Source organism: Granulicatella sp. 20925_1_45 (assembly GCF_041433555.1).
GTDB lineage: Bacteria > Bacillota > Bacilli > Lactobacillales > Aerococcaceae > Granulicatella.
On record NZ_JAPWBR010000001.1, the window covers coordinates 62,509 to 89,218 of the forward strand.

Sequence of the window (26,710 nt, forward strand, 5' to 3'; positions counted from 1 at the left end):
GTATTTTTCAATACTGTTTTGGAGTAACTTGCTCTTCTTTTTCGTTCGTGCTAAGGTAAATCTAACGAACTTTTTACACATCGGAGGCTTTATGAATCAAAAAATCCCCGTATGGAAAACCATCCGCTTTACATTAGGCAATTTAACGCAAAACAGCTGGATGTATTTACGCAATTCCATTTTCTTACAATTTTTTATATCCGTGTTTGGATTCGGCTTTTTAACGCTTATTTTTCGAGGAATGCTCTTTATTACTGGACAATCCAATTTGAACTTCGCCAATTTCAAGACAGTCCTGCTGAGTCCGGGATCCATCCCGCTCCTGATTCTCTATTTATTGGCGTTCGCGTTTCTTATCTTCATGGAGTTCTCAATTCTCATCTTCATGATTTACGGAACGATTCGCGGCATTCATTTTTCATGGCGCAGTAGCATTCAAAATGCGTTCTCAGAACTGAAGCAGCTGCTAAATGGCCACTTCATTACGTTCTGGCTGTACTTTTTAACGCTCTTGCCCATCGTCAATATCGGTGAGCTGACGTTTATTTCGAAAAAGATTTCCATTCCGGAATTTATCACGGGTGAAATCACTAAGACGAGTGCCGGTACTCTCTTCTACTTAGGACTGGTCGTTGTGCTACTCTACTTTCACGCACGAAGCTCGCTTGCGATTCCGCTTCAGATTCTTACCGACCAGCCATTTACCACAAATATCATCACGAGCTGGAAGCTGACGAAGAAAAACGTTTGGCGCCTGCTCCTTATTTCGGCAGTCGTCGAAGGGGTGCTAGCCATTCTTGTTATTTTCATCTCGATTGGTAGCGTCGCCCTCGTTGAATTTCTAGACCCGAACGGCTCAAATACGCTTCTGTTAAGTAGTGTCCTCGCCATCGCAAAACTGCTTCAAGGATTCATCATCCTCTATACGAAGATTGCTACTTTTATTGTGATGACAAAAATCATCCACGAGCATAAATTGGCGTCGCTTGAAGTGTATCATCACCACGAGGAAATTAAGCATAAACGTAAAATCGTAACAGCCTTTGCTCTTCTCTTCGTAACAGGAAGCGGGGTTCTCACAACGCTCACCACTTACAGAACGGAATCGGCAAACGACCCTATCATCATCGGTCACCGTGGCTATGTTGAGGAAGCCGTTGAGAATTCGATTGAAGGCATCAAGGCGGCTAAAGAAGCTGGCGCCAATATGGTGGAGATGGATATTCTTCTGACAAAAGACAATCAATTCGTCGTCATGCACGACTACAACTTGAAGCGATTAGCAGGCCTGGATAAGCGCGTGCAAGACATGACCCTAGACGAAGTTCGTGGACTTCCAATCGAACAAGACGACTTCAAGAGCCATATTCCTACCTTTGAGGAGTTTTTCACAGCGGCCAAAGAAATCGGCATGCCACTTGTCATCGAGCTTAAGCCACATGGCGGCGAACCTGCAAACTACGTGGATCTTTTCATCGCAAAATACAAAGAGCTCGCCATCGATAATTCAAACAAAGTCATGTCCCTTGATTTGAAAGCCATGGAAGAACTCGAGGCAAAAGCCCCGGAAATCACGACTGGGTTTGTGATTCCAATCCAATTTGGCGGATTCGGAGACGCGAAGGTAGATTTCTATGTGGTAGAAGATTTTTCTTACCAAGAACTGGCTGTTATTCATGCGCAGGAGACAGGACATGAGGTGTTTGTCTGGACCATTAATACGGATGAGGCCCTCCAGAAATACGTAGACAGCCCGGTAAACGGAATCATCACAGACCAAGTCGCGCTCGCCAAAGCCATTCAGGAGGAGCACAAAACCAACAACAGTTTAATGGACCGCTTCTTACGTACGTTGAATGTGAGTATCGCTAAATAAATCGGATAGCTCGTTGAGCTTTTCTCAGGTATCTTCATAGTAGCGGTAATGGGACACCGGCTCGAGCCGAAGTCTCTCACCTTTAAAGCCTCAAAGAGGGAGTAAGGAATCAATTCCTAACTCCCTCTTTTTCGCATTTAATGTTATTCCCCATTACTGCTACTATAGAACCTGAGAAGCTACGAGCTATCCTCTACGCTACTTCTCCACATTCCCCACTAAGAGGAGCTTTCGTGTTTTTATTAGAGCACATTCAGACTGCGTAGAACCTGTGTATTAAACAATGTTGAGACTCCCAAAATGGATTGGTGAGCGCGGTCTGTGTGAAGCGTATTTCTGGAGGGCGGGGAAAGGGAAAGGAGGCAGAGAGTGCTTGGCACTTTCTTCTCCGTCCTAGCCTTTCCCAGCAGACAAACTTTGAAGTGCTTGTTCAACATGAGGTATTTATAAAAAAGGATTTTTTCCAATAAAAAGATGAAGGCTCTTCGAATTAAATAAGCGGAGGACTTCCCAGACTCTATAGTAAAAGCTATAAGGATTTGCAGCCGAAATGAATTAGAGGGGCACTGCGGTTTATCCGCAATGCCCCTCTTTGAAGTTCGGCAGGAGTTGAGACTTCGGCTCAACCCGGTGCCCTTATAGCCTTTACTATGAAGATGTCTAGGGAAGTCCGAAGCTTATGACTGCACCACCCTATTTCATCTTTTTATTGGAACAAAGTTCCTACTATCCGATTTTTGTAACGCCGCCCATGTATGGTACAAGTACTTCAGGGATTGTCACGCTACCGTCTTCGTTTTGATAGTTCTCTAGAATAGCTGCCACAGTACGTCCTACTGCCAACCCTGAACCATTCAATGTGTGCACCAATTCAATCTTGCCGCTGTCTTCACGACGGAAACGAATTTTCGCACGACGCGCTTGGAAGTCCACGCAGTTTGAGCAAGAACTGATTTCGCGGTAAGTATCTTGCGCTGGAATCCACACTTCAACGTCATAAGTCTTAGAAGCTGAGAATCCCATATCGCCAGTACATAACACGATTGTACGGAATGGTAAGCCTAATCCGCGTAGGACATCTTCTGCGTTGTCTGTCATTTTTTCTAATTCATCGAATGAATCTTCTGGTTTTGCGAATTTCACCATCTCTACTTTGTTAAATTGGTGAAGACGGATTAATCCACGAGTGTCGCGGCCCGCACTACCAGCTTCAGAACGGAATGATGGGCTAAGAGCTGTGAAGTAGATTGGTAGCTGCGCTTCGTCTAAGATTTCGTTTGCGTAATAGTTTGTAAGTGGCACTTCCGCTGTTGGGATTAATGTTAAATTGCGTTCGTCTGTTAATTGGAACACATCTTCTTTGAATTTAGGGAATTGACCAGTACCGTACATTGATTGTTCGTTTACCATGTATGGCGTGATCATTTCAGTGTAGCCATGTTTTTCAACGTGTAAATCAAGCATGTAGTTGTAGATTGCACGTTCTAGGCGGGCACCTAAGCCTTTGTAGTATACAAAGCGGCTTCCTGATACTTTAGCTCCGCGTTCGAAGTCTAAGATGCCCAATGCTTCAGCGATTTCCCAGTGAGGTTTTGGTTCAAAATCGAATACGCGAGGAGTTCCTTCACGGCGAATTTCTACGTTTTCTGTTTCATCTGCCCCAACTGGAACGCCTTCTGCAGCTGTGTTTGGTAAGCGAGATGCGATATAGTCTACTTTTTCTTCCACTTCTGCTAAATGAGCGTCTGTTGCTTTGATGTCTTCGCCGACTTGTTTCATTTCAGCGATTTTCTCTGTTGCGTCTTCCTTGTTACGTTTTAGAAGAGAAATTTCCTCTGTCACCGTATTACGGTATTGTTTTAATTGTTCTGTTTTTGTGATTAAAGCGCGACGTTCTTCATCTAAGTCACGTAACTCTTCTACTGTTGCGCGGTCAACTCCACGGTTTCCTAGCGCTGTAGCCACTTCTTCAAAATTTTCACGAATGCGTTTGATATCTAACATCGTTTCCCCTCCATTTTCTGTTTTCTGTATAAAAAAATACTCCGTCCCAGACAATTGTCTAAGGGACGAAGTAGAGTAATTTTCTTCGCGGTACCACCCGGTTTCAATGTTTCCATTGCGCTCATTTGTGGGATAACGGTTTTCTCCGGATAGCTTAATCAATGTTTTCGCTCTCGCACCGTATGTGGATTCGCTGGTCTCTCTTTACTAGTTTTCACCAACCACTAGCTCTCTACAAAAGGATCGCAGGTACTATTCATACTGTATCATTTGTCTAAAATTGTACACGTCTCTAGTGAAAAGTGCAAGCCTTTTAGCAAAAATTCCTACTCAGAAACTTCAGGTGAGAAGACACTTTGGATTTTGTTCCAAATACCACCAAAGAAGTCTTGAACTTTTTGAACCATTTGGCCGATAAACCCTTTCGCACCACGCATGCTTTCTGTCACGACGTTAGAATTTTCTACATCGAATGCGGCTAAGGCTTCCACCGTCCCGTGGTCTTTGCCATCGACATAGCCAAGGTTTTCACCTGGCATCTCAAAATTCAACGTCCCTACCGTTTGCCCTGCTGTCACAGGGGCTTTCACTTTGCCGTCTTCCGTCTTCACATCGTCAGAAGGTGTAAATGAAATCTTGATTTGACTCAGCGCTGTTCCTTTTGGCACGGCCGCAATAAAGGTTTTTCCGTAATCCACACCAAGCGTTTCTTCCGTTCCACCTTCTAACTGGATAGGTGCCAAGTTTTGAACCGATTTTCCTGGCGCGCCGACAAGCAAGCCTTCATATTTTTTAAACACTTCATCTAATAGATGTCTTGTTACTTTGAAACGATTAAGCGGTTCTTTAGACCCCATGGATACGACAATCACCGAGAAGCCGTTACGTGTGGCAGTCGTTGTAATCGACGCACCGCTGGCATCACTCGTTCCTGTCTTCAACCCTGTTACCCCTTCGTATTCGAAGAGTAGCCCTGGAAGAAGGTAGTTAAAGTTATCCATCTTCGTTGTTCCTGAACTATTTGGTCGGAATGTTTGTGTTGGAATCGATGATACTTTTAAAATTTCAGGGAAATCATTCACCAAGTTCTTTGCGATAATTGCTACCGAACGGGCTGACATGCTATTTTCATCTTCATCACCGTAAGACGGATTCTTATCCGCTCCACCGTATTTATTCGGTAGACCTGTCACGTTGATGATGGTCGCATCTTTAATGCCCCACTCATCGAGTTTGGCTTTCATGCGTTCAATCCATTTGGCTTCAGAACCACCGATATACTCAGCGACCGCTAATGTCGCGGCATTCGCTGAATAGATAGAAATTGCGTCAAATAATTCTTTAATCGTATATTTCTCACTCGGTAGGAGTGGCACGTTGGATAAGCTATAGTTCGCACTCAATTGATGAACGCGGTCACTCACTGGGATTTCTGTTTCCCACGTTACCTCTCCATTTTTTATCGCTTCTAAAATTAAATATTGTGTAATCATTTTACTCATGGAAGCAATCCCGCGAACTTCATCTTGATTGTTTTGCATCAAAATTTTTCCGCTCGTTTGCTCGATTGCGATGTAGCTTTGTACATCTTGAATCGCAGTTGCTTCCTCTTTTGCTTTTGCGTCATCTTGCGCATAAATTGCTGGTGTCACCGTCGTTGCTCCTACAGCGAAAATGCTGAGTGCACAGACGATTTTCTTCACCCATGTACGAGGACTTTTCATTATGTATATCTCCTAATTTCTCTCAAATCTGCTTATTAATGTTACCGAAAATCGAAGGGAAAAACAATGGTAAACTGATTAATCTTTTATTACAAAATAGGAAGTATTTTTTAATCTCATATTCGGTTTTTGTTCGAGTAAATTTCCATATTCCCACCCCTATGCGATTCGTCCTTTTTTGATGTATTACAGCGTTGTAATATTCGAAAAAATTACCCTGACAGAATGAAACCAGCACCCTTCGTTTTTTATTTTTTCAAATTCATAAAAATTCCCATATTTCGCAATAATTTTAATTGTAAGCGCTTGATATAATGATTTTACAACAATAAGGAGGGATGAAAATGAAAGTAGTCGTTGCGATCGATTCACTAAAAGGTAGCTTGTCTTCACTAGAAGCGGGTCAGGCCATCAAAGAAGGAGTTCAGGTCGTATACCCTGAAGCCGATGTGGTGGTTCGCCCACTCGCAGATGGTGGTGAAGGAACGGTCGAAGCATTAGCCATCGGGATGGGAGGTGAACTTGTTCATGTGAACGTCACTGGGCCGCTTGGAGATGCGGTAACTGCCGAATACGGAATCTTAAAAGCGGACGAAACGCGTCCTAAAACAGCAATTATCGAAATGTCTGCCGCAGCAGGGATTACGCTGGTTCCCGATGAAAAGCGCAATCCAATGCACACGACAACATTCGGTGTCGGCGAACTAATTAAAGATGCCATCGATAATGGTTGTCGTCATTTTATCGTCGGTATCGGAGGTAGTGCCACAAACGACGGTGGTATCGGGATGTTACAAGCGCTCGGATATGATTTCCTAGATAAAGACGGTGCTCCTGTTGGTTACGGAGGAGCGGGTCTTCAATCCATTGCTCGCATTAAGGCTGACAATGTTCTAGCAGAGTTGAAAGATTGCACCTTCCGCGTGGCGTGTGACATAACGAATCCGCTTTGTGGTCCAATGGGTTCCAGTGCCATTTACGGTCCACAAAAAGGAGCGACACCAGAAATGGTGAAAGAACTCGACGAGGCTCTTCTCCACTATGCAGAACTATCGAAAGAAACCTTTGACCATGCCGACCGCCTCTACCCAGGTACGGGTGCAGCCGGAGGAATGGGATTTGCGTTTCTCACTTATACAAATGCGGTCCTAGAGAGCGGCATTAAGATCGTCCTTGAAGAAACAGGGCTCGAAGACGAAATGAAGGATGCCGACTTTGTCATCACTGGCGAAGGTCGCTTAGATAGTCAAACTGCTCTTGGTAAAGCTCCAATCGGCGTGGCTCATCTTGCGAAAAAACACGACAAGAAAGTACTCGCCTTTGCAGGATGCCTCACACCAGACGCAGGGGTATGTAACGAGAACGGCATCGATGCCTTCTTCCCAATTCTACGAAGAGTCATTACCGTTCAAGAAGCGATGGAAACAGAAACTGCGCGCGAAAATATGATTCGTAGCGTGGAACAAGTATTTCGTTTAATTCAATCAATTCAATAGGAGGAAACCAAAATGACAGCACCAACCTTTTCAACATTAGGAGCCTTAATCGGGCTCGTACTTGCCATTATTTTGATTGTTAAGAAAGTTCATCCGGCCTACAGTTTAATCTTCGGCGCTCTCATCGGAGGATTAATTGGTGGTGGCGGACTTGCGGACACTGTAAAAGCCATGGTTACTGGCGCACAAAGCATGATGTCTCCTGTCCTTCGTATCATGACGAGTGGGATTTTAGCCGGAGCATTAATTAAGACAGGCTCGGCTGAAACGATTGCCGATACGATTGTAAAGAAACTCGGCCAAAAACGTGCGATTGCCGCGATTGCGATTGCTACAATGATTATTTGTGCCGTTGGGGTCTTCATCGATATCGCCGTTATCACAGTAGCTCCAATTGCTATTGCCATTGCGAAAAAAGCAAATCTTTCTAAAGCAGGGATTTTATTAGCGATGATTGGTGGCGGTAAAGCGGGGAATATCATTTCACCAAACCCTAATACGATTGCCGCATCCGAAGCGTTCGGAATCGACCTTACAGCGTTGATGGTGAAAAACTTAATTCCTGCCTTTGTCGCATTATTCGTAGCGATTATCCTTTCTGGATTACTTGCTAAAAAAGGCGGCGCACATGAATTTGACGGTATTGACGAATCTGGAACAAGCGGCGTGTCACTATCCTTCTTCAAAGCCATGCTTGGACCAATCGTTGTAATTGCCCTTCTTGCCCTTCGCTCAATCGCTGGAATCAGCGTGGACCCATTAATCGCACTCCCTCTTGGTGGTTTAGTGACGATTGTTGTAACTGGTCATGCGAAAAGCACGGTCGAATTCACTGAATTCGGTCTTAGCAAAGTAATCGGTGTATCGATTCTATTAATCGGTACGGGTACTATCGCTGGAATTATCAAAGCTTCTGCATTGCAAGTCGATATGATAGCTCTTCTTGAAGCGATGAACATGCCAGCCTTCGTCTTAGCTCCTCTTTCTGGTATTTTAATGGGAGCTGCGACAGCTTCAACGACTGCCGGTTCAACCATTGCGTCTCAAACCTTCTCTGGTCCATTAACAGCAGCAGGTGTTCCAGCCGTTTCTGCAGCAGCGATGATTCACGCAGGGGCAACAGTGCTCGACTCACTTCCACACGGTTCATTCTTCCATGCGACAGGCGGTTCTGTCTTCATGGCGATTGAAGATCGTATGAAATTAATCCCTTATGAAGCCATCGTTGGTTTATCAAGTACAATTGTCGCAACGATCCTTTACTTAATCGGCTTCTAAAAAAAGAGTAGACTCAGTTTATATGATTTCGTAGAATTCACGGATTCTATAGTAGCAGTAACGTGAATACGTATTAAAACGAATAAGAGGGCGTAGGATTTATAATCCGTACGCCCTCTTTGAGGCTTTAAAGGTGAGAGACTTCGGCTCGAACCGGTACAACGTTACAGCTACTATGAAGAAATCCGTGAGGGTTCGTAGAAATCATTTTGTTAAAATCCTGGATGTTCTTGTAGGAATGCTTCTTCTTCAGGAGTGGAAGTTCTTCCAAGTACATGATTGCGATGCGGATAGCGTCCGAATCGTTCAATGATTTCACGGTGCATGAGTTCGTACTTCTTACGACGCTCAAGCCCTGGTTCGTCAAACCATTTTGCCGCCCAATCATGCACGGCTAATGCCTCCGAATGCATAAACGGCATCACGACAAAGCTACGTTCTTGAATTGAAAACTCATCCCAAAGAGACATTGCCTCTTTGGCAAGCTCCACTGCGAATGCATCTGAAGCAAACGCTCTAGCATCATCTCTAAACATATTTCTAGAAAATTGATCCAGCACAATAATTTCTGCCAGGCGCCCTTTTGCACTACGACGCCACTCGGTAGTTTCCCCTGCAACAATCGCTTCGTAAGTCTCTAGAAAACGCGTGCGAATTTCATTATCGAATTCCTCTGATTTCTTAAACCAATCAGCAGGCTCACATTCCACAAACCAGAAATCGAGAACCTCTTGCGGAGTTACTATCATTATTCTACCGCTGCTTTCTTTGTCTTTTCGTCGAGTTGGTCATTCATACGGCCGTATTTATACCCTTGAAGGTCGACTGTTACAAATAAGAACCCTAAGTCTTGCATCATCGCGTTAATTTCTTCATGATTTTTCACGAGTTTTTCGATTTGGTCTGCGCCGACTTCGATACGCGCTAAGTCTTGATGCACGCGAACACGTACTGGTTCGAAACCACGCTTCGTAAAGTATTCTTCTGCCTTGAATACTGCTTCTACTTTTTCAGGAGTGATGCGTGTTCCGTATGGGAAACGAGATGCTAAGCTGCATGAAGGAGTTTTGTTCCAATTGGTAACACCTGCACGTTTGGCTAATTCACGAATTTCTGATTTATATAATCCCGCTTCTTGCAAGAGACTACGCACACCTTCTTCATTACGCGCCTTCACACCTGGGCGATAATCATTGATGTCATCCATAATCAACCCATCTGAAAGTACGGTAAACCCTTCGCCCTCCACATTCTTTTTAATCGTTTGGTAGAGCATTTTCTTACTATAGTACCAGCTGTTTGGGGTATTTGAGGCGATATGTGGATCAGAGAGTTCTTCCATTTCAAGCCCTATCACACGCGCGCCCATTTCCGTTCCAAGGTCAATCGCTTCACTAAATTCACGGTCTGAGAACAACTCAGAGTTCACTACTGCTGCGATGACATTATCACGGCCAAGCGTATCCACGGCGATTTTTAATAGGTAACTACTATCAATCCCGCCAGAATAAGGGACAACAATTCTTCCCACTTCCTTCAGCAATTCGCGTAATCGTGCTTCTTTTTCATCCATTCTCGATTCCTTCTTTCTTTATTAAAAGCTTTCGCGTCCTGTAAATTCTTCTAAATAAGCTTTATCTAATACCACTAGTTTTTGGTTGTGGATTTTAACAACGCCTTCTTCTTTAAGGTCATGAATAATGCGGTTAACACTATTACGAGTAGAGATTCCGCAAAATCCTGCGATATCCTCATTCGTAACGTTGAAATCAATCAAGATGCCGTCTTCTGCTTCTACCCCAAATTGATTCATTAATTTATATAGGAAGGAACACACTGCTCCTTTTTTCCCATTCATCGTCATATATTGCAACGACTCGATGGTTTCAGATAATTTATTACGGTAATATTCACGGACATAATCTTGTAACTTTTGGTCGTTTTTCACGTATTCCCAAAACTTAATACGAGGGATACGGTAGAACGTTGCTTCGTCGCTTTCGATACGGACGTTAAACGGTGCAGATGTGTAGTTGGACACTTCATCACGTACCAATGAAACAATATCAACGGGAGTCACATAATCTAAATTAAACTCACGGCCATCATTCATAATGATACTTGTCTTTACAACTCCATCGATTAACACATACGTATATGCTTGTTCCAAACCACGGTAAGCCAAGTACATATGTTTTTTCTTCTTTATAATAGGGGTATTTTCTTTTTCTAAAAAGTTGATTAAATATTCTTCGTTGTTCAAATTGAACACTCCTCTAATGCAAATTCCTATACACACTATTATCATCTTATCACAGAAAACAACGTTAACAAATGTTACTAACCTTTGAGACTTCCAAGTGACTTATTTTACGTATACTTATAATCGTATTAAAAATTTAAGGAGATGTTATCATGGTCGAAATTAAACTACCTTATGACAAAAAATCTATTACTGCTGTAATTCCTGACAAAAACTTTGCTGGATTACTTGAATCAAAAGCTGAAAACTACCACAACCCACTTTCTGAACAAGAAACAGTGGAAAAATCAATGGATAACCCAATTGGTAGCCAAACATTAGAAGAATTAGCAAAAGGTAAAAAAGATATCGTGTTAATCAGTTCTGACCATACACGTCCAGTTCCTTCACATATCATTACACCAATCATTTTACGTCGTATCCGTAGCGTAAACCCAGACGCTCGTATCCGTATTTTAGTTGCGACTGGTTTCCACCGTCCTTCAACTCGCGAAGAGTTAATTAACAAATACGGTCAAGAAATCGTGGACAACGAAGAAATCGTAATGCACATTTCTACAAACGACGAAGACATGGTTAAAATCGGTCAATTGCCTTCAGGTGGTGACTGCATCATCAACCGTATCGCTGCTGAAGCCGACTTATTAATCGCTGAAGGATTTATCGAAAGCCACTTCTTCGCTGGATTCTCTGGCGGACGTAAATCAGTTCTTCCTGGGGTTGCTTCATATAAAACAATTATGGCAAACCACAGTGGTGACTTTATCGACTCAGAAAAATCACGTACTGGTAACTTAGACCACAACCCAATCCACGAAGATATGTTATACGCAGCACGTACTGCAAACTTAGCCTTCATCGTTAACGTTGTATTAGATGGTGAAAAACATATCATCGGTTCATTTGCCGGAGACATGGTTGAAGCGCATAAAGTAGGTTGCGAATTCGTTCGTGAATTAGCTCATGTAACTAAAATTCCTTGCGACATCGCCGTTTCAACAAATGGTGGTTTCCCATTAGACCAAAACATCTACCAAGCGGTGAAAGGAATGACTGCTGCTGAAGCAACAAACAAAGAAGGCGGCGTAATCATCATGGTTGCTGGATGTCAAGATGGCCACGGTGGTGAAGGTTTCTACCGTAACTTAGCAGATGTTAAAGACCCTAAAGATTTCTTAGACCAAGCCATTAACACTCCAAGACTTGAAACAGTTCCAGATCAATGGACTTCTCAAATCTTAGCGCGTATCCTAGTGCACCACCATGTAATCTTTGTATCTGACTTAGTTGAACCAAGTCTTATCACAAACATGCATATGGAATTAGCGAAAACATTTGACGAAGCTCTTGCACGTGCCTTCGAACTTCAAGGAGCAGACGCAAAAGTAACAGTTATCCGCGATGGATTATCTGTTATCGTTGAAGATAAATAATATGAAGCAAGAAGAAATTCTACAACAAGTGAAAGATGGACGCCTCTCGATTGAAGAAGCGTCCACCCTTCTGAAAGGGATTGAAGACATTGGTTACGCGGCCATCGATCTTTCTCGCCAAAAGCGCAATGGATTTCCAGAAATCATCTATGGTGAAGGAAAAAATATTGAGCAATTAATTGGCATCATCACGGCAATGAATGAGCATAAAACAGCTATTCTTGCAACACGCGTCAACGCTGAAAAAGGTGAAGCTCTCTCCCTTGCTTTCCCTGAAGGGGTCTACGAACCGCTCGGACGTACCTTCGTCTTGAACCCGATTGCCCCAAAACATGAACACTACATCGCAGTCGTTACAGCTGGCACAAGCGACATTCCTGTTGCCGAAGAAGCGGCTGTCACTGCTGAGACTTTCGGAAATCGCGTGAAACGCATTTACGATGTTGGAGTTGCGGGTATTCACCGCCTCTTCAATCGTCTCGAAGACATCCAAGGCGCTAGCGTCGTGATTGTCATCGCCGGTATGGAAGGTGCGCTTGTCAGTGTCGTTGGCGGGTTAGTAGACGTTCCTGTGATTGCCGTTCCAACCAGCATCGGATATGGAACGAATCTTCAAGGAGTGACGACTTTACTCAGCATGCTGACTTCTTGCGCAAGTGGCGTTACTGTCGTAAACATCGATAACGGCTTTGGCGCAGCGTATTCAGCAAGCATGATTAACAACATTCGAGGAGGACTCGCATGAGCACATTATTTTTAGAACCATTTTCTGGGCTGAGCGGTGATATGTTAAATGCTCTTCTACTCGATTTAGGAGCCGACCGCAAGCATCTTGAAGAAGCCCTTAAGACCATTTCCCTCGACGGTTATCATCTTCATGTAGACCGTATCGCGAAAAGTAGTATTTGGGGAACGGACTTCGATGTGCATATGGAACACGGTGAAAAAGATCATGGCATCGCTGGTGACTTTGATCATCATCACCATCACGAACATGACCACCACCACGAGCACGAGAACGAACATCATCATGAACATGCTCATTCACATGCGCACGAAGAACACACACATGCACACACTCATTCTCATGAGCACACGCATGAACATGCTCACTCACACGATCATCATCATGAGCACGAAAATACTCACGACGGTCATTCTCATGAACATACACATAGTCATCATCACCATCACGGAGAAGTTCGTGGGTTGAAAGAAATTGAAACGATTATTCTTTCAAGTGGCACAAGCGACTTTGTAAAAGATAAAAGTTTGGAAGTATTCTGTGACATCGCACAAGCGGAAGCGAACGTACACCAAATGCCTGTGGAAGAAATTCATTTCCACGAGGTTGGCGCAACAGACTCTATCATCGACATCATGAGCTTCTTCATTTTGTGGGAAACAATCGACATCGATGCGGTATACAGCACTGCTGTCACTGAAGGTAGCGGTACGATTACCGTTGCACATGGAGTCATGCCTGTACCGGTTCCTGCCGTAATGCAATTAAGACTCGGAACAAGCATTCCATTCTCACAAGACTTTGACATTCATACAGAGCTTGTGACACCAACCGGTCTTGCTCTCTTTAAGGCCATTCACCCAGTATTTGCACAACCTTCAAACCTAACCGCTACTAAAGTGGGTTACGGTTTTGGAAAACGTGACACTGGTAAATTCAATGCGTTACGCGGAACACTCTTAGAGAAAACGACTCATTCTCATCAAGTCGTGACTTCCCATAACGATGCAATCATTCAAATCGATACAACCATCGATGATCAAAGCGGTGAAGAGCTTGGCTACATCATGAGCCTTTTATTAGAGGAAGGCGCGCTTGATGTGCACTACACTCCCGTTTACACAAAGAAAAACCGTCCAGCAACCCATCTCACACTTCTCATTCAAGAAGGAGACCTCGAACGGTTTACAGCCATTTTATTCGAACAAACGTCAACCATTGGCTTTCGTTATCAAAACGTCCAACGTAAGGTCATGACTCGCACTTTCGAGACGCAACAAACGAGCCTTGGAGATGTGAAAGTAAAGAAAAACCAATATGGAACTGTTACAAAATCAACATTAGAATATGAAGACTGCGCTAGAATCGCCCACGAAACTGGATTATCGATTCAAGCCGTCTATCAACAATTAATAAAAGAATTACATTAAGGAGAATCAACCAATGGATCAAACATTTATGCATTTATTATTATCAGAATTTATGGGAACAGCCCTCATGATTATCTTCGGGGTCGGCGTACACTGTGATGACGTCTTGAAGAAAACTAAATACGCTGGAACAGGTCACTTATTCGCCATCACAACATGGGCATTCGGTATCACTGTTACTTTATTCATCTTTAGTGGTGTAAGTATCAACCCTGCTATGGCGCTTGCTAAAGTAGTTTTAGGAGTACTTCCTGCAGAACAATTTATCCCTGTTGCTATCGCTGAATTCTTAGGCGCATTCGCTGGTGCGGTGATCGTATGGTTCATGTACGCAGACCACTTCACAGCTTCTGAAGGTCAAGTAGACGGAATCGCCATCCGTAACATCTTCTCAACAAACCCTAACTTACGTAACTTACCACGTAACTACTTCGTCGAAGCATTCGCAACTTTCATTTTCTTAACAGCTATCTTAGCAACTGAAAATGTTAACAAAGAATTATTACCAATCGTGGTTGGATTAATCGTATGGGCTGTCGGTATGGGTCTTGGAGGTACAACTGGATTCGCAATGAACCAAGCTCGTGACTTAGGACCTCGTCTTGCTTACCAATTATTACCAATCAAAAACAAAGTGAATAACGACTGGCAATATGGATTATTAGTACCTGGTACTGCTCCATTCATCGGCGCTGTATGTGCTGCATTCTTCGTTCGTTACTACTTAGGTTACTTTATCTAAAATTACTTTCAATAAAACAGAAAAGGTACAAGAGAAAATCTCTTGTACCTTTTTCTTTTAATCCTTTGAAACAAGACACAGCCGACTATTTCTAGTCAGCTGTGTCTTGTTTACTTGCATCTATAATTTTCTTACGGTAATCCTTGTTCCGTCTCAATGTGAAATAGTCTGGAACGGGATCTTGGCCGCCTCTTATAAATGGATGGCATCTACAAATGCGTCCGCACCCCATCAACACGCCTTTTAGCGCACCATGCTTTTCAACTGCCTGAATCATATAGCTCGAGCAGGTTGGTCTATAGATACACGAAGGCGGGAATAATGGAGAAATCCACTTTTGATATCCTCGCACGAGTGCAATCATGATTTTTTTCATATCGATACTGCTTTCTTAATTAATGAATCTGAAGAAGGCTTCTACTCCTTCTGCTGCAATCAGTGTATAAACGTATAATGTGACTGGTTTAGCGATTAAACAAATGGTCACGAATTTCTTAAAGGTCATATGGCTGAGCCCTGCCACCATACATAAGAAGTCGTCTGGGAATCCAGGAAGAACCAGCGCCCAAAAGAAAATGCGCTCGAAGTGTTTTCCTTTGTCCAAATAACCGATGTATTTATTGTACGTATCATCATCTACGAACGCCTTCGCCAACGTCTCCCCGTAGCGACGAGCTAACCAGAAGTTGATACAAGAACCAATCATGATTCCCACAAAATTATAAATCCAGCCGTGAAGAGGCCCAAATACGATATGTCCGATGACACAGGTTAAGCCTCCCGGAATAATCGGGTAGACTACTTGCGTAATTTGAATCAGGATAAAAATCAAAATTCCTACCCATCCAGAGTGGGCAATGCTTTCACGGAATGGTCCGTCTATAGCGAAATAATCATTCTTGGCCACGAGCCATCCTAAAATAATCGTTAAAATAATCCCGATAATCGTTACGATACGAATGATTTTACGATTGAGTTCTATTGCTTTTTGAGTGTCCACGATGTACTCCTTTTTTTATTGTTACATGCATTATAACAGAGATTGCTAAAAGTTCCTTAGCAACTTTCTTAGTTTTTGTTTAAGATTCACTCTCTTCCAAATTCCAAGGTTTCACAACCGTGATATGTTCCATCAATGCTTCTTGTCGTCCAAGTTGCTCCAAGCGGGCCTTACGACGTTCTTCATAGCCGCTGCAGATGAATTTCTCTTCGTCTGTTTCTGGTACGATGGCATCCACTGTAAAATCACCTTCGCCTTCGCGAGGAAGTGCCACGAATGTCCAGAAGCTTGTCGCTGCTAAATAGCGCTCGCCGTTCAAGACATCTTCTCCGACCACTTTACAGAAGACTTCCACACTCTTCTTCCCTGTCCCTGAGATATACGTCTCCACGCAGACAGAATGTCCTAATGGAAGTGGTTTTAAATAGTTCATCGCGTCCACCGATGCCGTTACCGCAAGACGACGGCAATGACGAGATACGGTAATTGACGCACAGTCATCAATAATTCGTGTTAAATTCCCTCCGAATAAGGTGTTATGCATATTCACATCGAATGGGAAAATTCTACGCGCTTGAATCGCACGTGTTTGACTACATGTTTTTGTACTCATTTGATTAGCTCCTTGGATAGTTTACTGTTTCATTCTAACACGAATCTAAACTGCGTTCAAAGACACTCAAATTATGATTTCTACGAATTCTCTGAATTTTTAATATTAGCTGTAACGTTGCACCGCTGAGAGCCTCAAGTAGAAAAAAAGACCCACAATGTGAGTCCGGTTACCCCTGTTATTTTTTCTTTGCGCGTTTTGCTTCGTGGATTAGCTTTAACGCTCTCTTTCTTGTTTTGATGTTTGGGCTCTTCATTTGACGATAAGCCGTTGCTAAATCTTGTTTCATTAACCTTACCTCCTCTTCTACCAACTTGCTTTTTGAACGCCTGGAATCAATCCTTGATGCGCTAATTCTCTAAACTTAATACGAGACATTCCAAATTTACGCATCACTCCTCTTGGGCGACCATCGATTTCATCACGACGGTTGAGGCGGTTTGGGTTGGAATCTTTAGGAAGTTTTCTTAGCCCTTCAATGTCTCCAGCTTGCTTTAATGCATAGCGTTTTTCAGCGTAACGTTCGATGAGCGCTTGCTGTTTTTGATACTTTGCAATTTTAGATTTCTTTGCCATTTTCTTCTCTTCTTTCTAAATCGAAATAATTACGTTTTACATTGTATCAATTGTTCCTTTTAAAATCAAGTGGTTTAAACGCTCTTTTTTGACAAAAGAAAAAGCCTAGGCTAAAACACCTAGACTTTTCTTCATTGCATTAAGCATTCATTTCTTTTTTCTTTGTCAAAACGATGAGCCCTGCAACTGTACTCATGACCGCTACGACAATTGCTACAACTCCACTTTCTGTACCTGTATTTGGTAACTCCGGTTGTTTTGGTGTTGGAGGTACCTCTGTTGTGACAGGCGGTTCTTCAGTTGTTGTGACAGGCGGTTCTTCAGTTGTTGTGACAGGCGGTTCTTCAGTTGTTGTAACAGGTGGTTCTTCAGTTGTTGTAACAGGTGGTTCTTCAGTTGTTGTCGTTGGCGGTGTATACGTATTTTGGAAGGCTTTCTCTTCTGGATACGCTACAGAGGCAACATAAGCATTTCCGTCTTGAGTGACTGTAATCGTCACTTCTTTTTGGGTTGAATCGTATTGAATCGTTTCATCGGTTCCTGCGACTTCCACGACTTTATACTTGTACGTTCCAGCTTTTTCAAATGTCACATCTTTAAAGGTAATCGTTCCATTTGCTTGTGCTGTTGTTGTCGCTAGAACTTCTCCATCTCCATTCAACAAGTTGAAAGTGAATTCTCCATCGACGATTGAACGTCCTTCTAATTTCTTCGTGAAAATAAGGTCTACTTTCACTGGATCCACTAGATGGTTCGTAATTGTCGTTTTACCATCTTCCGTCTTCACTTCATTGTAATATCCAGCAGGCACTGAAATTTCATCCACTGTATATTCATACGCTTTACCATTAAGTGATTTTGGTAGTCCTGTAAAGGTATATTTCCAACCATTGGCTGCATTCAATGTCACTGGAGTACCGTAAGCCACTCCATTTTGTTTCAATTGAACCGTAATTGAAGCACGAAGACCTAATTTATCTTCGTTATCATTCCACGTTTTTTCTACAGTATGCTGCGTTTCCGCACGTTTATTCAAGACATAGAATCCTTGAGTCGATTTTTCTTGAGAGCCTTCGTAGTCATCACCGTAGTTTTCTGGTAATTTCTCACGAACTTTCCAATCCTTAATATTTGGATCGATGATGGTATCTTTGCTCGTCTTCTTCAACGTACCTTTCCAGCCGTTTTCTTCGTTTAACTCGATAGTGGCAACGACTTTATCTGGTTCAGACTCACGATACAATTCCATCGTAATACTTGTGACTTCTGAACTGCGATTTTTCCAGTCTTTTTTAACAAGGAAGTACTGAGGTAATTGGTTTTGAACCGTATTCGATACCCCAAAGTTTGTTAAATCTGCCGCGTCACGGTTGACGTAATACGTGTTAGAAGAAATCTTTCCGTTCAACTCTCCGCTCTCTTCATAAGCTGGTGATTTCATCGGAACATCGAAGTTAATATCTTCTCCTGGTTCGATAACTTCTGGATTAACCATCACGATTTTCAGCGCGGTTACTTTGCTATAGTCGTCCACGTTTTCTACCCAGCCGGCTGCATTCACGCCTTCTGCTGGATTGTCTGGTAAATCGGAACCAGTATTGTAATAGACTTTAAATCCGCTTGGTGCAACGACCGGTCCAGTCACAATATTGGCAAACCCATGAACATCGCCCTTCACTGGCAACTTGTCATAAAGCACAAAGTGACGGAAAGTCTCGTTCGTGTTATTCACCGTACGTAGACGGTACTTGAAGTTTTCTTCATAGTCCATCAATTGAAGCGTCTTGTTCCAAACCGTATCTGTATCTTTTTTGATTAATTTTTCAGAACGAATTTGAGTTGGTACTGTCACAATGGTGTTGGAACGAGCTCCTATTAGACGCTCTGTTTTATCTCCATTTCCATTGACATCGTACTCATCCACTTCACCCTTACTATTTAACTGAATAAAGGCTTTATCATCAATGCTTTCCTTATCGGTTACAAAGTAGACGCGGTTTTCATTTTTCTTGAATGTATCTACTGACGAAGGAGTTGCTTCTGATGTGATACGCGCCTTGAACGTAATTTTTGGATAAGCGAGTTTTGTTGGCTCCACTTTTTCTTTTAATTTGAAAATAACAGCCTGACGATTCGAGTCATTGTAGTTGTCAATCACTTCAACGTCTACTGGAATATTTGAGTTTTTCAACTCTTCAAACTTAATTCCTTCTGGTAATAAGTCGATAAAACGAGGATTCTCAAACTCAACAACTGAAGGAAGTGAGAAGAAGTCCGCTGAAATATTGTATTCAACTACTTCATCAACCGCTCCAGTATCGTTACTCGTTGTTGTTTTTGCTAGTCCAATCTTAATAGCAAGTTCTTCTGCTTGAATCTTCCCGATATGTTCTGAATTAAATGGAATTTCTTTACTATCTGTAGTTAGAAGCTTTCCTGTAAACTTCGCTGTATTTGGGAAGTTTTTATTTAATAAAGAAGCATTGTCATAAAGGACTCCTGTAGAAACATGCATACGGAAAGTAAAGCCTTCGTTTGGATCAATTTGTTTCCCATCTTTTAGACGGATGATAATTTTCTTAATCGTTTGTTGTGTTTGTGGGGCTTGTTCTTTCGTGATTTCTCCAGATTGTACTTTGGCTGCCGTATCTTTATTTTGTTGAACAGCTGCCTTATCCACCACTTCTTCAGGTGCAATTTCTGTTTCGTTACCATCTTTATCCACTGCAAAGAATTGCACTTTTTCTGAAGGGCCATATAACGCCTTAATGCTGTAGAAGAACAATTGTGGATCAAGGTCTTTATCTTCAATCGTTAATTCTGTAATTGGGTATGGTGTTTGGTTGTTCATTTCAATCAAATACGTACCCATACTATTTTTCGTCATGTCGTGGTTTGAACCTTCGCGAATCTTCAACTTGTTCTCTCCACGTTTCACCGTGAAATTCCCTGGAAGAAGTTGAGGACGCAAGCGAATCTTCACATCATCTTCTGCTGATTTTTGGTCCGCTGGCGTTTCATTAAATGGATGCCAATCTACTTTCACATGATTCAAGTAATAGTCCTTATCGCCAGTTTTAGCTCCTGGGAATTTTAAATATAATTCCAGTTTCGCTAATTGATTCAGCGCATTGGCTTCTTGCATATTGTCTGCTGTGATGGTATACGAAACCGTACCATCCCCATTATCTGTCCAACCTGGATTTTTAGATGCATCAAATTGTGCCGTTCTCGTATTTCCTTGTTCATCCGTATAAGTTGGAAGTGTATCCGTCACGACAATCTTTTCCATGAGTCGGTTTCTTTGATGCCAAGTTCCTTCATGGTTAAAGTCTGCACGGAATTTGAAAAGAACATATTCCGGATTATCGATATAGCCATTTGCATTCGATGTTCCGCCATATTGTCTAGTGCCATCATAGGAATAGTAATCATTTCCTGGAAGCTTCAACACATTCATATCCAATGTTTTCACACGGAAAGTTGCATCTCCTGTGGCTTCTTTAATCACTGTACCGTCTTGATCTTTCCACGATACATTCGCACTGACTTCATATCCTTTAGGGGTCAATCCTTTTTTGAAGTTCATTGTATAAGAGAACGTTACAGAAGTAGTTGAATCGAGCTCTTTCAAATGCACACGAGCAATTCTGTCATTGCCTTCTGTTAAATATTCGACATTTTTAATAAAGCTAGCATTCCCAACTTTAAAAGTATCGATATATTTCCCTTCATAACGAATATCAATGTATGAATCTGTCAGAGTTCCTGTTAACCCTTGCGCATCTAATGCAACTTCTCCCACACGCATTGATAGTGGCCAGTCTTCTGCTCCCGTTGAAGTAGAGATTTTTACGGAGTTTTTCCCTACCGCTGAAGTGTCCCGTTTGTTACGAACACGAGCGACTTCCGTTGTATTCGCCGTAACTTCTGGCGCAACCGTCGTTTCAGATACCTGTTCTGTTGATTGCGACGTTTCAGTAGTAGCTTCCGTACTTGCAGTTGTTGTCTCTTGAGAGGTAGTCGATTCTAACTGTTCTACCGCGACTACACTTGCCGGTAGAGCACTTGCAAGGAATAAGTTCATTAACATCACTAAATGAACAATTCTTGTATATGTTTTTTTCATAGTTTTCTCCTTTAAATTTCGCATTTTAACTCGATTCTATTATAACAATAAAGTTAACATTTGTTAATTTATTTTAAGAATTCTTGTATCCACAAGGTTTGAAGCGACACATCTCATTTTCCCCAATTTCGTTTTCAATCTCCAACAACAAAAAAGAGAGCTTTTTCAAAGCTCTCTTTCCTTATCGTTTATTCTAAAATTAGTCAATTCCAACTTCTTTGCGAACAACATCCGCGATACGTGTAACGTAGTCGTGAACCAGTTCATCTGTTGGGGCTTCTACCATGACACGAACAAGCGGCTCTGTACCACTTGGACGTACAAGAACGCGGCCGTTTCCTGCCATTTCTGCTTCAACAGCATCGATGACTTCTTTAATCGCTGGAACTTCCATCACGCCATTTTTATCGCTCACACGGATGTTCACTAATTCTTGTGGGTATGTTGGCACTTCACTTGCTAATTCGCTTAATGATTTGCCAGTTTGTTTCATCACATTCATTAATTGAATTCCTGAAAGTAAGCCGTCCCCTGTTGTGTTTAAATCAAGGATAACGATATGTCCTGATTGTTCTCCACCGAAGTTGTAGTTGTTTTTACGCATTTCTTCAACAACGTAACGGTCGCCTACAGCTGTTTGAAGGGCAACCATGCCTTCTGCTTCCACCGCTTTATGGAATCCTAAGTTACTCATCACCGTTGATACGATTGTATCTTTGCTTAGCGTTCCTTGGTTCTTGAAGTGTTTACCAAGGATGAACATGATTTTATCGCCATCAACGATTTCGCCATTTTCATCCACTGCGATACAGCGGTCGCCGTCTCCATCGAAGCTTAATCCAAGGTCTGCGCCTGTTTTTTTCACAAAGGCCACTAACGCTTCTGGATGTGTTGATCCAACACCGTCGTTAATATTAACACCATTTGGTTTGTCTCCCATTGTGTGGAAGTCTGTGTCTAAGTCAGCGAATAGACGTGTTAACATTGAAGCCGTTGCTCCATTCGCTCCGTCTAGTGCTACTTTAATTCCAGATAATGAATCCACTGTATTTTGTAGGAATTGGCTGTATTTCAATGTTCCTTCTAAATACTCATCCACTGTTCCTAATGCATCTGTGGAAGGGCGTGGTAATGTATCTTCTTTAGCATCTAATAATGCTTCGATTTGTGCTTCCGTTTCATCCGTTAATTTGAACCCGTCTGAACCGAAGAATTTAATTCCGTTATCTTGTGCTGGGTTGTGTGACGCTGAAATCATAACCCCAGCTACAGCCCCTTGCATACGTGTTAAGTACGCAACACCTGGAGTTGGAATGACTCCAAGTTGCATTACTTCAATCCCTACAGAAAGTAATCCTGCGATTAAAGCATGCTCTAATAATTGGCCTGAAATACGAGTGTCACGCCCCACTAATACGCGTGGATGTGCGTTTCCTTCCGCTTGTTGCAATAAAACGTAACCGCCGTAACGACCTAGTTTAAATGCCAATTCAGGTGTTAATTCTGCATTCGCTACTCCGCGAACGCCATCTGTTCCAAAATATTTCCCCATAGTGTTGTTCTCCTTCACCCGTTATTGGGCTTGTGTTGTTTGTTCTTTTGTGGTTTCTGTCGGTTCTTCTGTTGTCACAGTTTGTGTGGTCGACGCCTCTGTCGCCGTTAGACTGTTCCTTGTCACCGTAATTGTAACCTCGATGGTTTCAGGTGAAATGCTATGCACCCCTGAAGGCAGCGTCAACGTAATTGTTTTAGTTGTCGACTGCGTAATATTGCTCACGTCCACCAATACAGGTATTGCCTTGATTTGGTCTAAGCTCGACTGAGCTCCTAAAATTGTAACTTGCTTAGTAGTAGAATTCAATAAATATGAATAGTTCGATGAAGATCCTGTTGTCGTTAAGACTAATGGAACGGTCTTTTGACTCGATGAAATTGACACGCGAACTTGTACGCGTTCTGGATCAATTTTCACCGCTACCGGTTTTCCTGTTGCATCTAATGCTTGTAATTGAGCCGTAGTCGTATAGTCTGTTTTTGTTCCTTCAGGAATCGCCACATTTGCGACGACTTTATCCACTTGATTTACGATGGATGTTGCTGCTTTCACTGTTACAGTTGCTGGTGAAGCGACTCCTTCGCCGACTTGATAACCATTTCCAACACTTGAAGCATCGGCCTTCACGACAACCGGAACTTCCTTCGTCGTAATCTTTTCGATGTTAATTTCTACCGTTTCTGGAGACACGATTCCATGAACTCCTGTCGGTAATCCTGTCACCTCAAGTGTGATGGTGTGTTTTCCTTCGCCTAATTCTGTTAAATTAGGTGTTTTCACACGATAGGTACCATTGCCTGTTGTGCTTAACAGTAAGCTGCTAGACCCTTCAAGTCGTAAAGCGACTGAATCAGGTAATCCTGTTACGGCATATTCATCACTATTGATATCCACATAGATGGGTACATTCGTAATCGTATTTGAACTTGATTGTGGATTTAATGATGATGAACGCAAGCCTCCATTTGCATCGGTTGCTAACGCGAATAGGAAGATGGTTAAAATAAACGACATCACTAGTAAGAATGATTTACGATTCATCCATTCAGCCATTTGAACGACCTCCTTTGAAGAAGTCACGTACCCAACGAACAATCGTTGGTTCTGCATCTCCTTGGTCTTCAACCACTAGTTGTTCAGATAGAACCTCTACTAATTCGCTTGAACTTAACTCACGGTGTAATTTTTCGCGAATCGCAACGCTGACTTTCCCTGTTTCTTCAGAAATGATAATCGTAATCGCATCGCTCACTTCACTCAGTCCGATAGCGGCACGGTGACGCGTTCCTAATTCTTTCGGAATCATCTTATTCTCAGAAAGTGGCAAGTAGCACGCTGCTGCGGCAATCTTGTAGTCACGAATAATTACTGCCCCATCGTGAAGCGGTGTGTTTGGAATGAAAATATTCGTGATCAACTGATTGGAGATATCTGAATGAATCGGAATCCCTGTATTGATAAACTCTTCCAATGAGTTGCCTTGTTCGATAGAAATCAACGCCCCGATACGACGTTTCGCCATATATTGAATCGCTGTATTCAATTCGGAAATCATGACTTCTGCTTCGTTCGCACTTTCGTATTTACGAGAGAAGAAGTTTGAACGACCGATGTGCTCTAACCCACGACGAATTTCCGGTTGGAAAACAATCAGAGCTGCTACAACTCCCCATTGAATCACGAAGTTCATAATCCAGTCCAAGGTGTTCAACCCAAGGAAGAAACTGAGGAACTTAATTGCTGCGATTACCGCAATTCCCTTCATTAGGTTAATCGCACGAGTTCCTTTAATAATGACTAAAATATTATAGAGTATATACCACACAATCAGAATATCAATCAGATTGCGAAAACTCCCCCATGAAAATAAACTGTCCCAATTTATTTGCATAAAGTTAACCTCTCTTCCACCAATATGTACCTTTCTATTATAGCACAGATAGCCCCTAAACTAAAAAGTGCACGATTATTAATATAACAATAAAAATCAAGTGAGTTAAAACGTAAATGTTCTCACAGAATTCGGAAAATAATCATTTACAAAAACGCTTACATATGTTAACCTGAGCTTGAAATAGCACTACAAAATAACATCCATTCAAAAGGAGGAACTATCATGAAAGACGATCGTAAGGGATATTTTATTGCTGGAGTTTTAGGTTTGCTCACTTATTTTGTAGGAAGCACCATTTACTATTTATTAACTCATTAATAATTTTGTACAACAGATATTTACAACAAGCGCGAGGTTCTAGAAACTTTTTAATCGAAATGGAACTCGCATTGGTACCCATGATATGTATGGAAACTACCTAAGGCCGTAACAGGAGGTCAACTATGTCAGTTTTTACTCTAGGAAATTATACAGTGCATCTAGGCACAGATTTACTTGGGTTTCAGTTACCTGAAGGGTTAAAGATTATATCTTCTCGTACACTTCAAACTTACTTATTTATCCTATATAACTCTGACACAGACAGCTGTGATATTATCAATGGCGGTAACGCATCTTACATTATTCAACACCATCAAATTTTCGTTGAAATAGCGTTTCCTGATGAATTTCAATACATCCTTCACCCTGATTTTGAAGGACACAGTCATCATTTAGGGGGGATAGAATGACATTCCAAAATTTTTTCATTGGAGATTATACAGTTCAAATTCCTCTTTCTTTTGAAGTGATTCATCAAGAAAACGAAGAGCTAATAGTATTAATTCCACCTACTTATCACAGCACTGCACGTATATATATCTGCCCAGAAACTAAACAATTACACTTCACGAATCTCGGATTGATGAAAGTAAGAATTGCGGAAGAAAACATTCAAATAATTCCGTTAAAAAAAGAAGAGTATTCTTTTCTGAATCTGAATCGTGATGCTATTGATTTAATGGAGGAGTAAAAATGGAGACAATAAAATTAGGAACTTATTCTATTCATATCTCACCTAACATCGACACAGTAATGGATATAAGTAATAAAAAACTATTGCTTTGTCATAAGAGTGCGTTAAATACGATTGGATTGCTCACTTATAACGAGCAAACTGACACTATAAAATTTAACTGTCGATGGGCTATCGACTTTGAAATGCATGAAAAAGACATTACAGTCGTGCTGCCAGAAGGACTAGACTAGACTAAAATAAATAAGCTTTCATCTTTTTTAGATGAAAGCTTATTTTCTTTTATGCTGCTTCAATATTTGCAATGTAGTAAGAATAACCACCCGTCACTGCGATTAAAATAATCATAATCATCGTTGCGACAAGAATTGCAACATTATTTCCCATGAAGATTCCTGTAAGCATCATGAGGACACCTGCCACTACAGAAGCAATTCCGAAGAATCTTTGTGTTTTGCGGAAGGCTGCGTCATTGTTTTTAAGCCATGAAGCACGGAATCCAAAGTGTTTTGAATTCTCTTTAATTTTTGGCGCTAGATTTCCGATAAGGATAAAGAATACCCCTAGAATAAATGTTAGGAAGCGACTCATTTGCGCACCTGCTGTCATTCCACCTAGGTATAACCAGAATTGGAAGTACGCAATGACGTTCAATAACAATAAGAGAATCCAGCTAATTGAGCGAGCCGTTCTTACATTGCCCCCTGTTAGTTTTGGAGATGAGCTTGCAACACGAATCGCAAACCCAAGAATCGCTACAAGAATTGGGAAGAGGAAGATTGAGAATCTACTTGCCGTTGCCGTCACATTTCCCGCCAAGTCCATACGCGATACAATCGTTTCAGGTAAGAACCATACCACAAAGAGTGATACAACGAGTGGTGCAAACATCAATGCGAGATAGGCATATTTTTTAAATTGTTTTACTTGTTCCATG

Annotated in this window: 25 protein-coding genes and 1 other annotated feature; of the genes, 10 read left to right on the forward strand and 15 right to left on the reverse strand. The window is 41.9% G+C overall.

Annotation, left to right across the window (positions count from 1 at the left end; translation table 11 throughout):
• Positions 1 to 91: 91 nt before the first annotated feature.
• Positions 92 to 1,876 carry a glycerophosphoryl diester phosphodiesterase membrane domain-containing protein gene (locus O3798_RS00370; protein WP_371462435.1) on the forward strand — a complete coding sequence of 595 codons (1,785 nt, stop codon included), beginning with the start codon at positions 92 to 94 and terminating at the stop codon, positions 1,874 to 1,876.
• 726 nt (positions 1,877 to 2,602) lie between these two features.
• Here the strand turns inward: O3798_RS00370 and serS are convergent.
• Both serS and O3798_RS00380 read right to left on the reverse strand, forming a co-directional pair.
• Entirely contained in the window at positions 2,603 to 3,880 is a 1,278-nt protein-coding gene (serS, locus tag O3798_RS00375) for a serine--tRNA ligase (RefSeq protein ID WP_371462437.1), read from the reverse strand.
• Between the two features lie 58 nt (positions 3,881 to 3,938).
• Positions 3,939 to 4,151, reverse strand: a binding site (T-box leader).
• Between the two features lie 55 nt (positions 4,152 to 4,206).
• Positions 4,207 to 5,604: a serine hydrolase gene (locus O3798_RS00380; protein WP_371462438.1), complete on the reverse strand. Its 1,398-nt coding sequence runs from the start codon at positions 5,602 to 5,604 to the stop codon at positions 4,207 to 4,209.
• Positions 5,605 to 5,948: 344 nt separating this feature from the next.
• Between O3798_RS00380 and O3798_RS00385 the strand changes: the two genes are divergently transcribed.
• Positions 5,949 to 7,100 carry a glycerate kinase gene (locus O3798_RS00385; protein WP_371462441.1) on the forward strand — a complete coding sequence of 384 codons (1,152 nt, stop codon included), beginning with the start codon at positions 5,949 to 5,951 and terminating at the stop codon, positions 7,098 to 7,100.
• 12 nt (positions 7,101 to 7,112) lie between these two features.
• Positions 7,113 to 8,378 (forward strand): GntP family permease, encoded by a 1,266-nt coding sequence (locus tag O3798_RS00390; RefSeq protein ID WP_371462444.1) that lies wholly within the window; start codon positions 7,113 to 7,115, stop codon positions 8,376 to 8,378.
• A gap of 212 nt (positions 8,379 to 8,590) precedes the next feature.
• Here O3798_RS00390 and O3798_RS00395 read toward each other — a convergent pair whose 3' ends face one another.
• From O3798_RS00395 to O3798_RS00405, 3 genes are read right to left on the reverse strand one after another with little or no spacing between them, the layout of a single operon-like run.
• On the reverse strand, positions 8,591 to 9,127 hold the full coding sequence (locus O3798_RS00395) for a DUF924 family protein (protein WP_371462446.1): 537 nt from the start codon (positions 9,125 to 9,127) through the stop codon (positions 8,591 to 8,593).
• Positions 9,127 to 9,951: an ATP-dependent sacrificial sulfur transferase LarE gene (gene larE / locus O3798_RS00400; RefSeq protein ID WP_371462448.1), complete on the reverse strand. Its 825-nt coding sequence runs from the start codon at positions 9,949 to 9,951 to the stop codon at positions 9,127 to 9,129. The genes O3798_RS00395 and larE overlap by 1 nt, the downstream gene beginning before the upstream one ends.
• Positions 9,952 to 9,972: 21 nt before the next feature.
• On the reverse strand, positions 9,973 to 10,686 hold the full coding sequence (locus O3798_RS00405) for a Crp/Fnr family transcriptional regulator (protein WP_371462451.1): 714 nt from the start codon (positions 10,684 to 10,686) through the stop codon (positions 9,973 to 9,975).
• A 107-nt stretch (positions 10,687 to 10,793) separates the two neighbouring features.
• Between O3798_RS00405 and larA the strand changes: the two genes are divergently transcribed.
• Genes larA through larD form a run of 4 tightly spaced genes read left to right on the forward strand, consistent with a single transcriptional unit; the run spans position 10,794 to position 14,991 of the window.
• Positions 10,794 to 12,074, forward strand: a complete 1,281-nt coding sequence (larA, locus tag O3798_RS00410) for a nickel-dependent lactate racemase (protein ID WP_371446121.1) — start codon at positions 10,794 to 10,796, stop codon at positions 12,072 to 12,074.
• Between the two features lies 1 nt (position 12,075).
• Positions 12,076 to 12,819: a nickel pincer cofactor biosynthesis protein LarB gene (gene larB / locus O3798_RS00415; RefSeq protein WP_371462564.1), complete on the forward strand. Its 744-nt coding sequence runs from the start codon at positions 12,076 to 12,078 to the stop codon at positions 12,817 to 12,819.
• Complete coding sequence (larC, locus tag O3798_RS00420; protein ID WP_371462453.1) at positions 12,816 to 14,249, forward strand: nickel pincer cofactor biosynthesis protein LarC; 1,434 nt, start codon at positions 12,816 to 12,818, stop codon at positions 14,247 to 14,249. The genes larB and larC overlap by 4 nt, the downstream gene beginning before the upstream one ends.
• A 13-nt stretch (positions 14,250 to 14,262) precedes the next feature.
• A complete protein-coding gene (larD, locus tag O3798_RS00425) occupies positions 14,263 to 14,991 on the forward strand; it encodes a D/L-lactic acid transporter LarD (protein ID WP_371462455.1) in 729 nt (242 codons plus the stop codon).
• A gap of 91 nt (positions 14,992 to 15,082) precedes the next feature.
• Here the strand turns inward: larD and yidD are convergent, their stop codons facing one another.
• The 9 genes from yidD to cdaA form a co-directional block, all read right to left on the reverse strand.
• Positions 15,083 to 15,367, reverse strand: a complete 285-nt coding sequence (gene yidD / locus O3798_RS00430) for a membrane protein insertion efficiency factor YidD (protein ID WP_371462457.1) — start codon at positions 15,365 to 15,367, stop codon at positions 15,083 to 15,085.
• A 15-nt stretch (positions 15,368 to 15,382) separates the two neighbouring features.
• Positions 15,383 to 15,991: a TVP38/TMEM64 family protein gene (locus O3798_RS00435; RefSeq protein ID WP_371462459.1), complete on the reverse strand. Its 609-nt coding sequence runs from the start codon at positions 15,989 to 15,991 to the stop codon at positions 15,383 to 15,385.
• Between the two features lie 79 nt (positions 15,992 to 16,070).
• Positions 16,071 to 16,604, reverse strand: a complete 534-nt coding sequence (locus O3798_RS00440; protein WP_371462460.1) for an acyl-CoA thioesterase — start codon at positions 16,602 to 16,604, stop codon at positions 16,071 to 16,073.
• A gap of 178 nt (positions 16,605 to 16,782) precedes the next feature.
• A complete protein-coding gene (locus O3798_RS00445; RefSeq protein ID WP_168160678.1) occupies positions 16,783 to 16,893 on the reverse strand; it encodes a putative metal homeostasis protein in 111 nt (36 codons plus the stop codon).
• 17 nt (positions 16,894 to 16,910) lie between these two features.
• Positions 16,911 to 17,180: a 30S ribosomal protein S14 gene (rpsN, locus tag O3798_RS00450; protein ID WP_285251596.1), complete on the reverse strand. Its 270-nt coding sequence runs from the start codon at positions 17,178 to 17,180 to the stop codon at positions 16,911 to 16,913.
• Between the two features lie 139 nt (positions 17,181 to 17,319).
• Entirely contained in the window at positions 17,320 to 21,309 is a 3,990-nt protein-coding gene (locus O3798_RS00455) for a Cna B-type domain-containing protein (protein ID WP_371462463.1), read from the reverse strand.
• A 199-nt stretch (positions 21,310 to 21,508) separates the two neighbouring features.
• Complete coding sequence (glmM, locus tag O3798_RS00460; RefSeq protein WP_371462464.1) at positions 21,509 to 22,861, reverse strand: phosphoglucosamine mutase; 1,353 nt, start codon at positions 22,859 to 22,861, stop codon at positions 21,509 to 21,511.
• A 21-nt stretch (positions 22,862 to 22,882) separates the two neighbouring features.
• Positions 22,883 to 23,917: a YbbR-like domain-containing protein gene (locus O3798_RS00465; RefSeq protein WP_371462466.1), complete on the reverse strand. Its 1,035-nt coding sequence runs from the start codon at positions 23,915 to 23,917 to the stop codon at positions 22,883 to 22,885.
• Complete coding sequence (gene cdaA / locus O3798_RS00470) at positions 23,910 to 24,755, reverse strand: diadenylate cyclase CdaA (protein WP_371462468.1); 846 nt, start codon at positions 24,753 to 24,755, stop codon at positions 23,910 to 23,912. Before cdaA ends, O3798_RS00465 begins: the two co-directional genes overlap by 8 nt.
• Positions 24,756 to 25,201: 446 nt before the next feature.
• Between cdaA and O3798_RS00475 the strand changes: the two genes are divergently transcribed.
• From O3798_RS00475 to O3798_RS00485, 3 genes are read left to right on the forward strand one after another with little or no spacing between them, the layout of a single operon-like run.
• A complete protein-coding gene (locus O3798_RS00475; RefSeq protein ID WP_371462470.1) occupies positions 25,202 to 25,489 on the forward strand; it encodes a hypothetical protein in 288 nt (95 codons plus the stop codon).
• Positions 25,486 to 25,770, forward strand: a complete 285-nt coding sequence (locus O3798_RS00480; protein WP_371462473.1) for a hypothetical protein — start codon at positions 25,486 to 25,488, stop codon at positions 25,768 to 25,770. Before O3798_RS00475 ends, O3798_RS00480 begins: the two co-directional genes overlap by 4 nt.
• Positions 25,771 to 25,772: 2 nt before the next feature.
• Positions 25,773 to 26,006, forward strand: coding sequence for a hypothetical protein (locus O3798_RS00485; protein WP_371446106.1), 234 nt, complete (start codon positions 25,773 to 25,775; stop codon positions 26,004 to 26,006).
• 49 nt (positions 26,007 to 26,055) lie between these two features.
• Here O3798_RS00485 and O3798_RS00490 read toward each other — a convergent pair whose 3' ends face one another.
• Positions 26,056 to 26,709 (reverse strand): SdpI family protein, encoded by a 654-nt coding sequence (locus tag O3798_RS00490; RefSeq protein WP_371462475.1) that lies wholly within the window; start codon positions 26,707 to 26,709, stop codon positions 26,056 to 26,058.
• Between the last annotated feature and the right edge of the window lies 1 nt (position 26,710).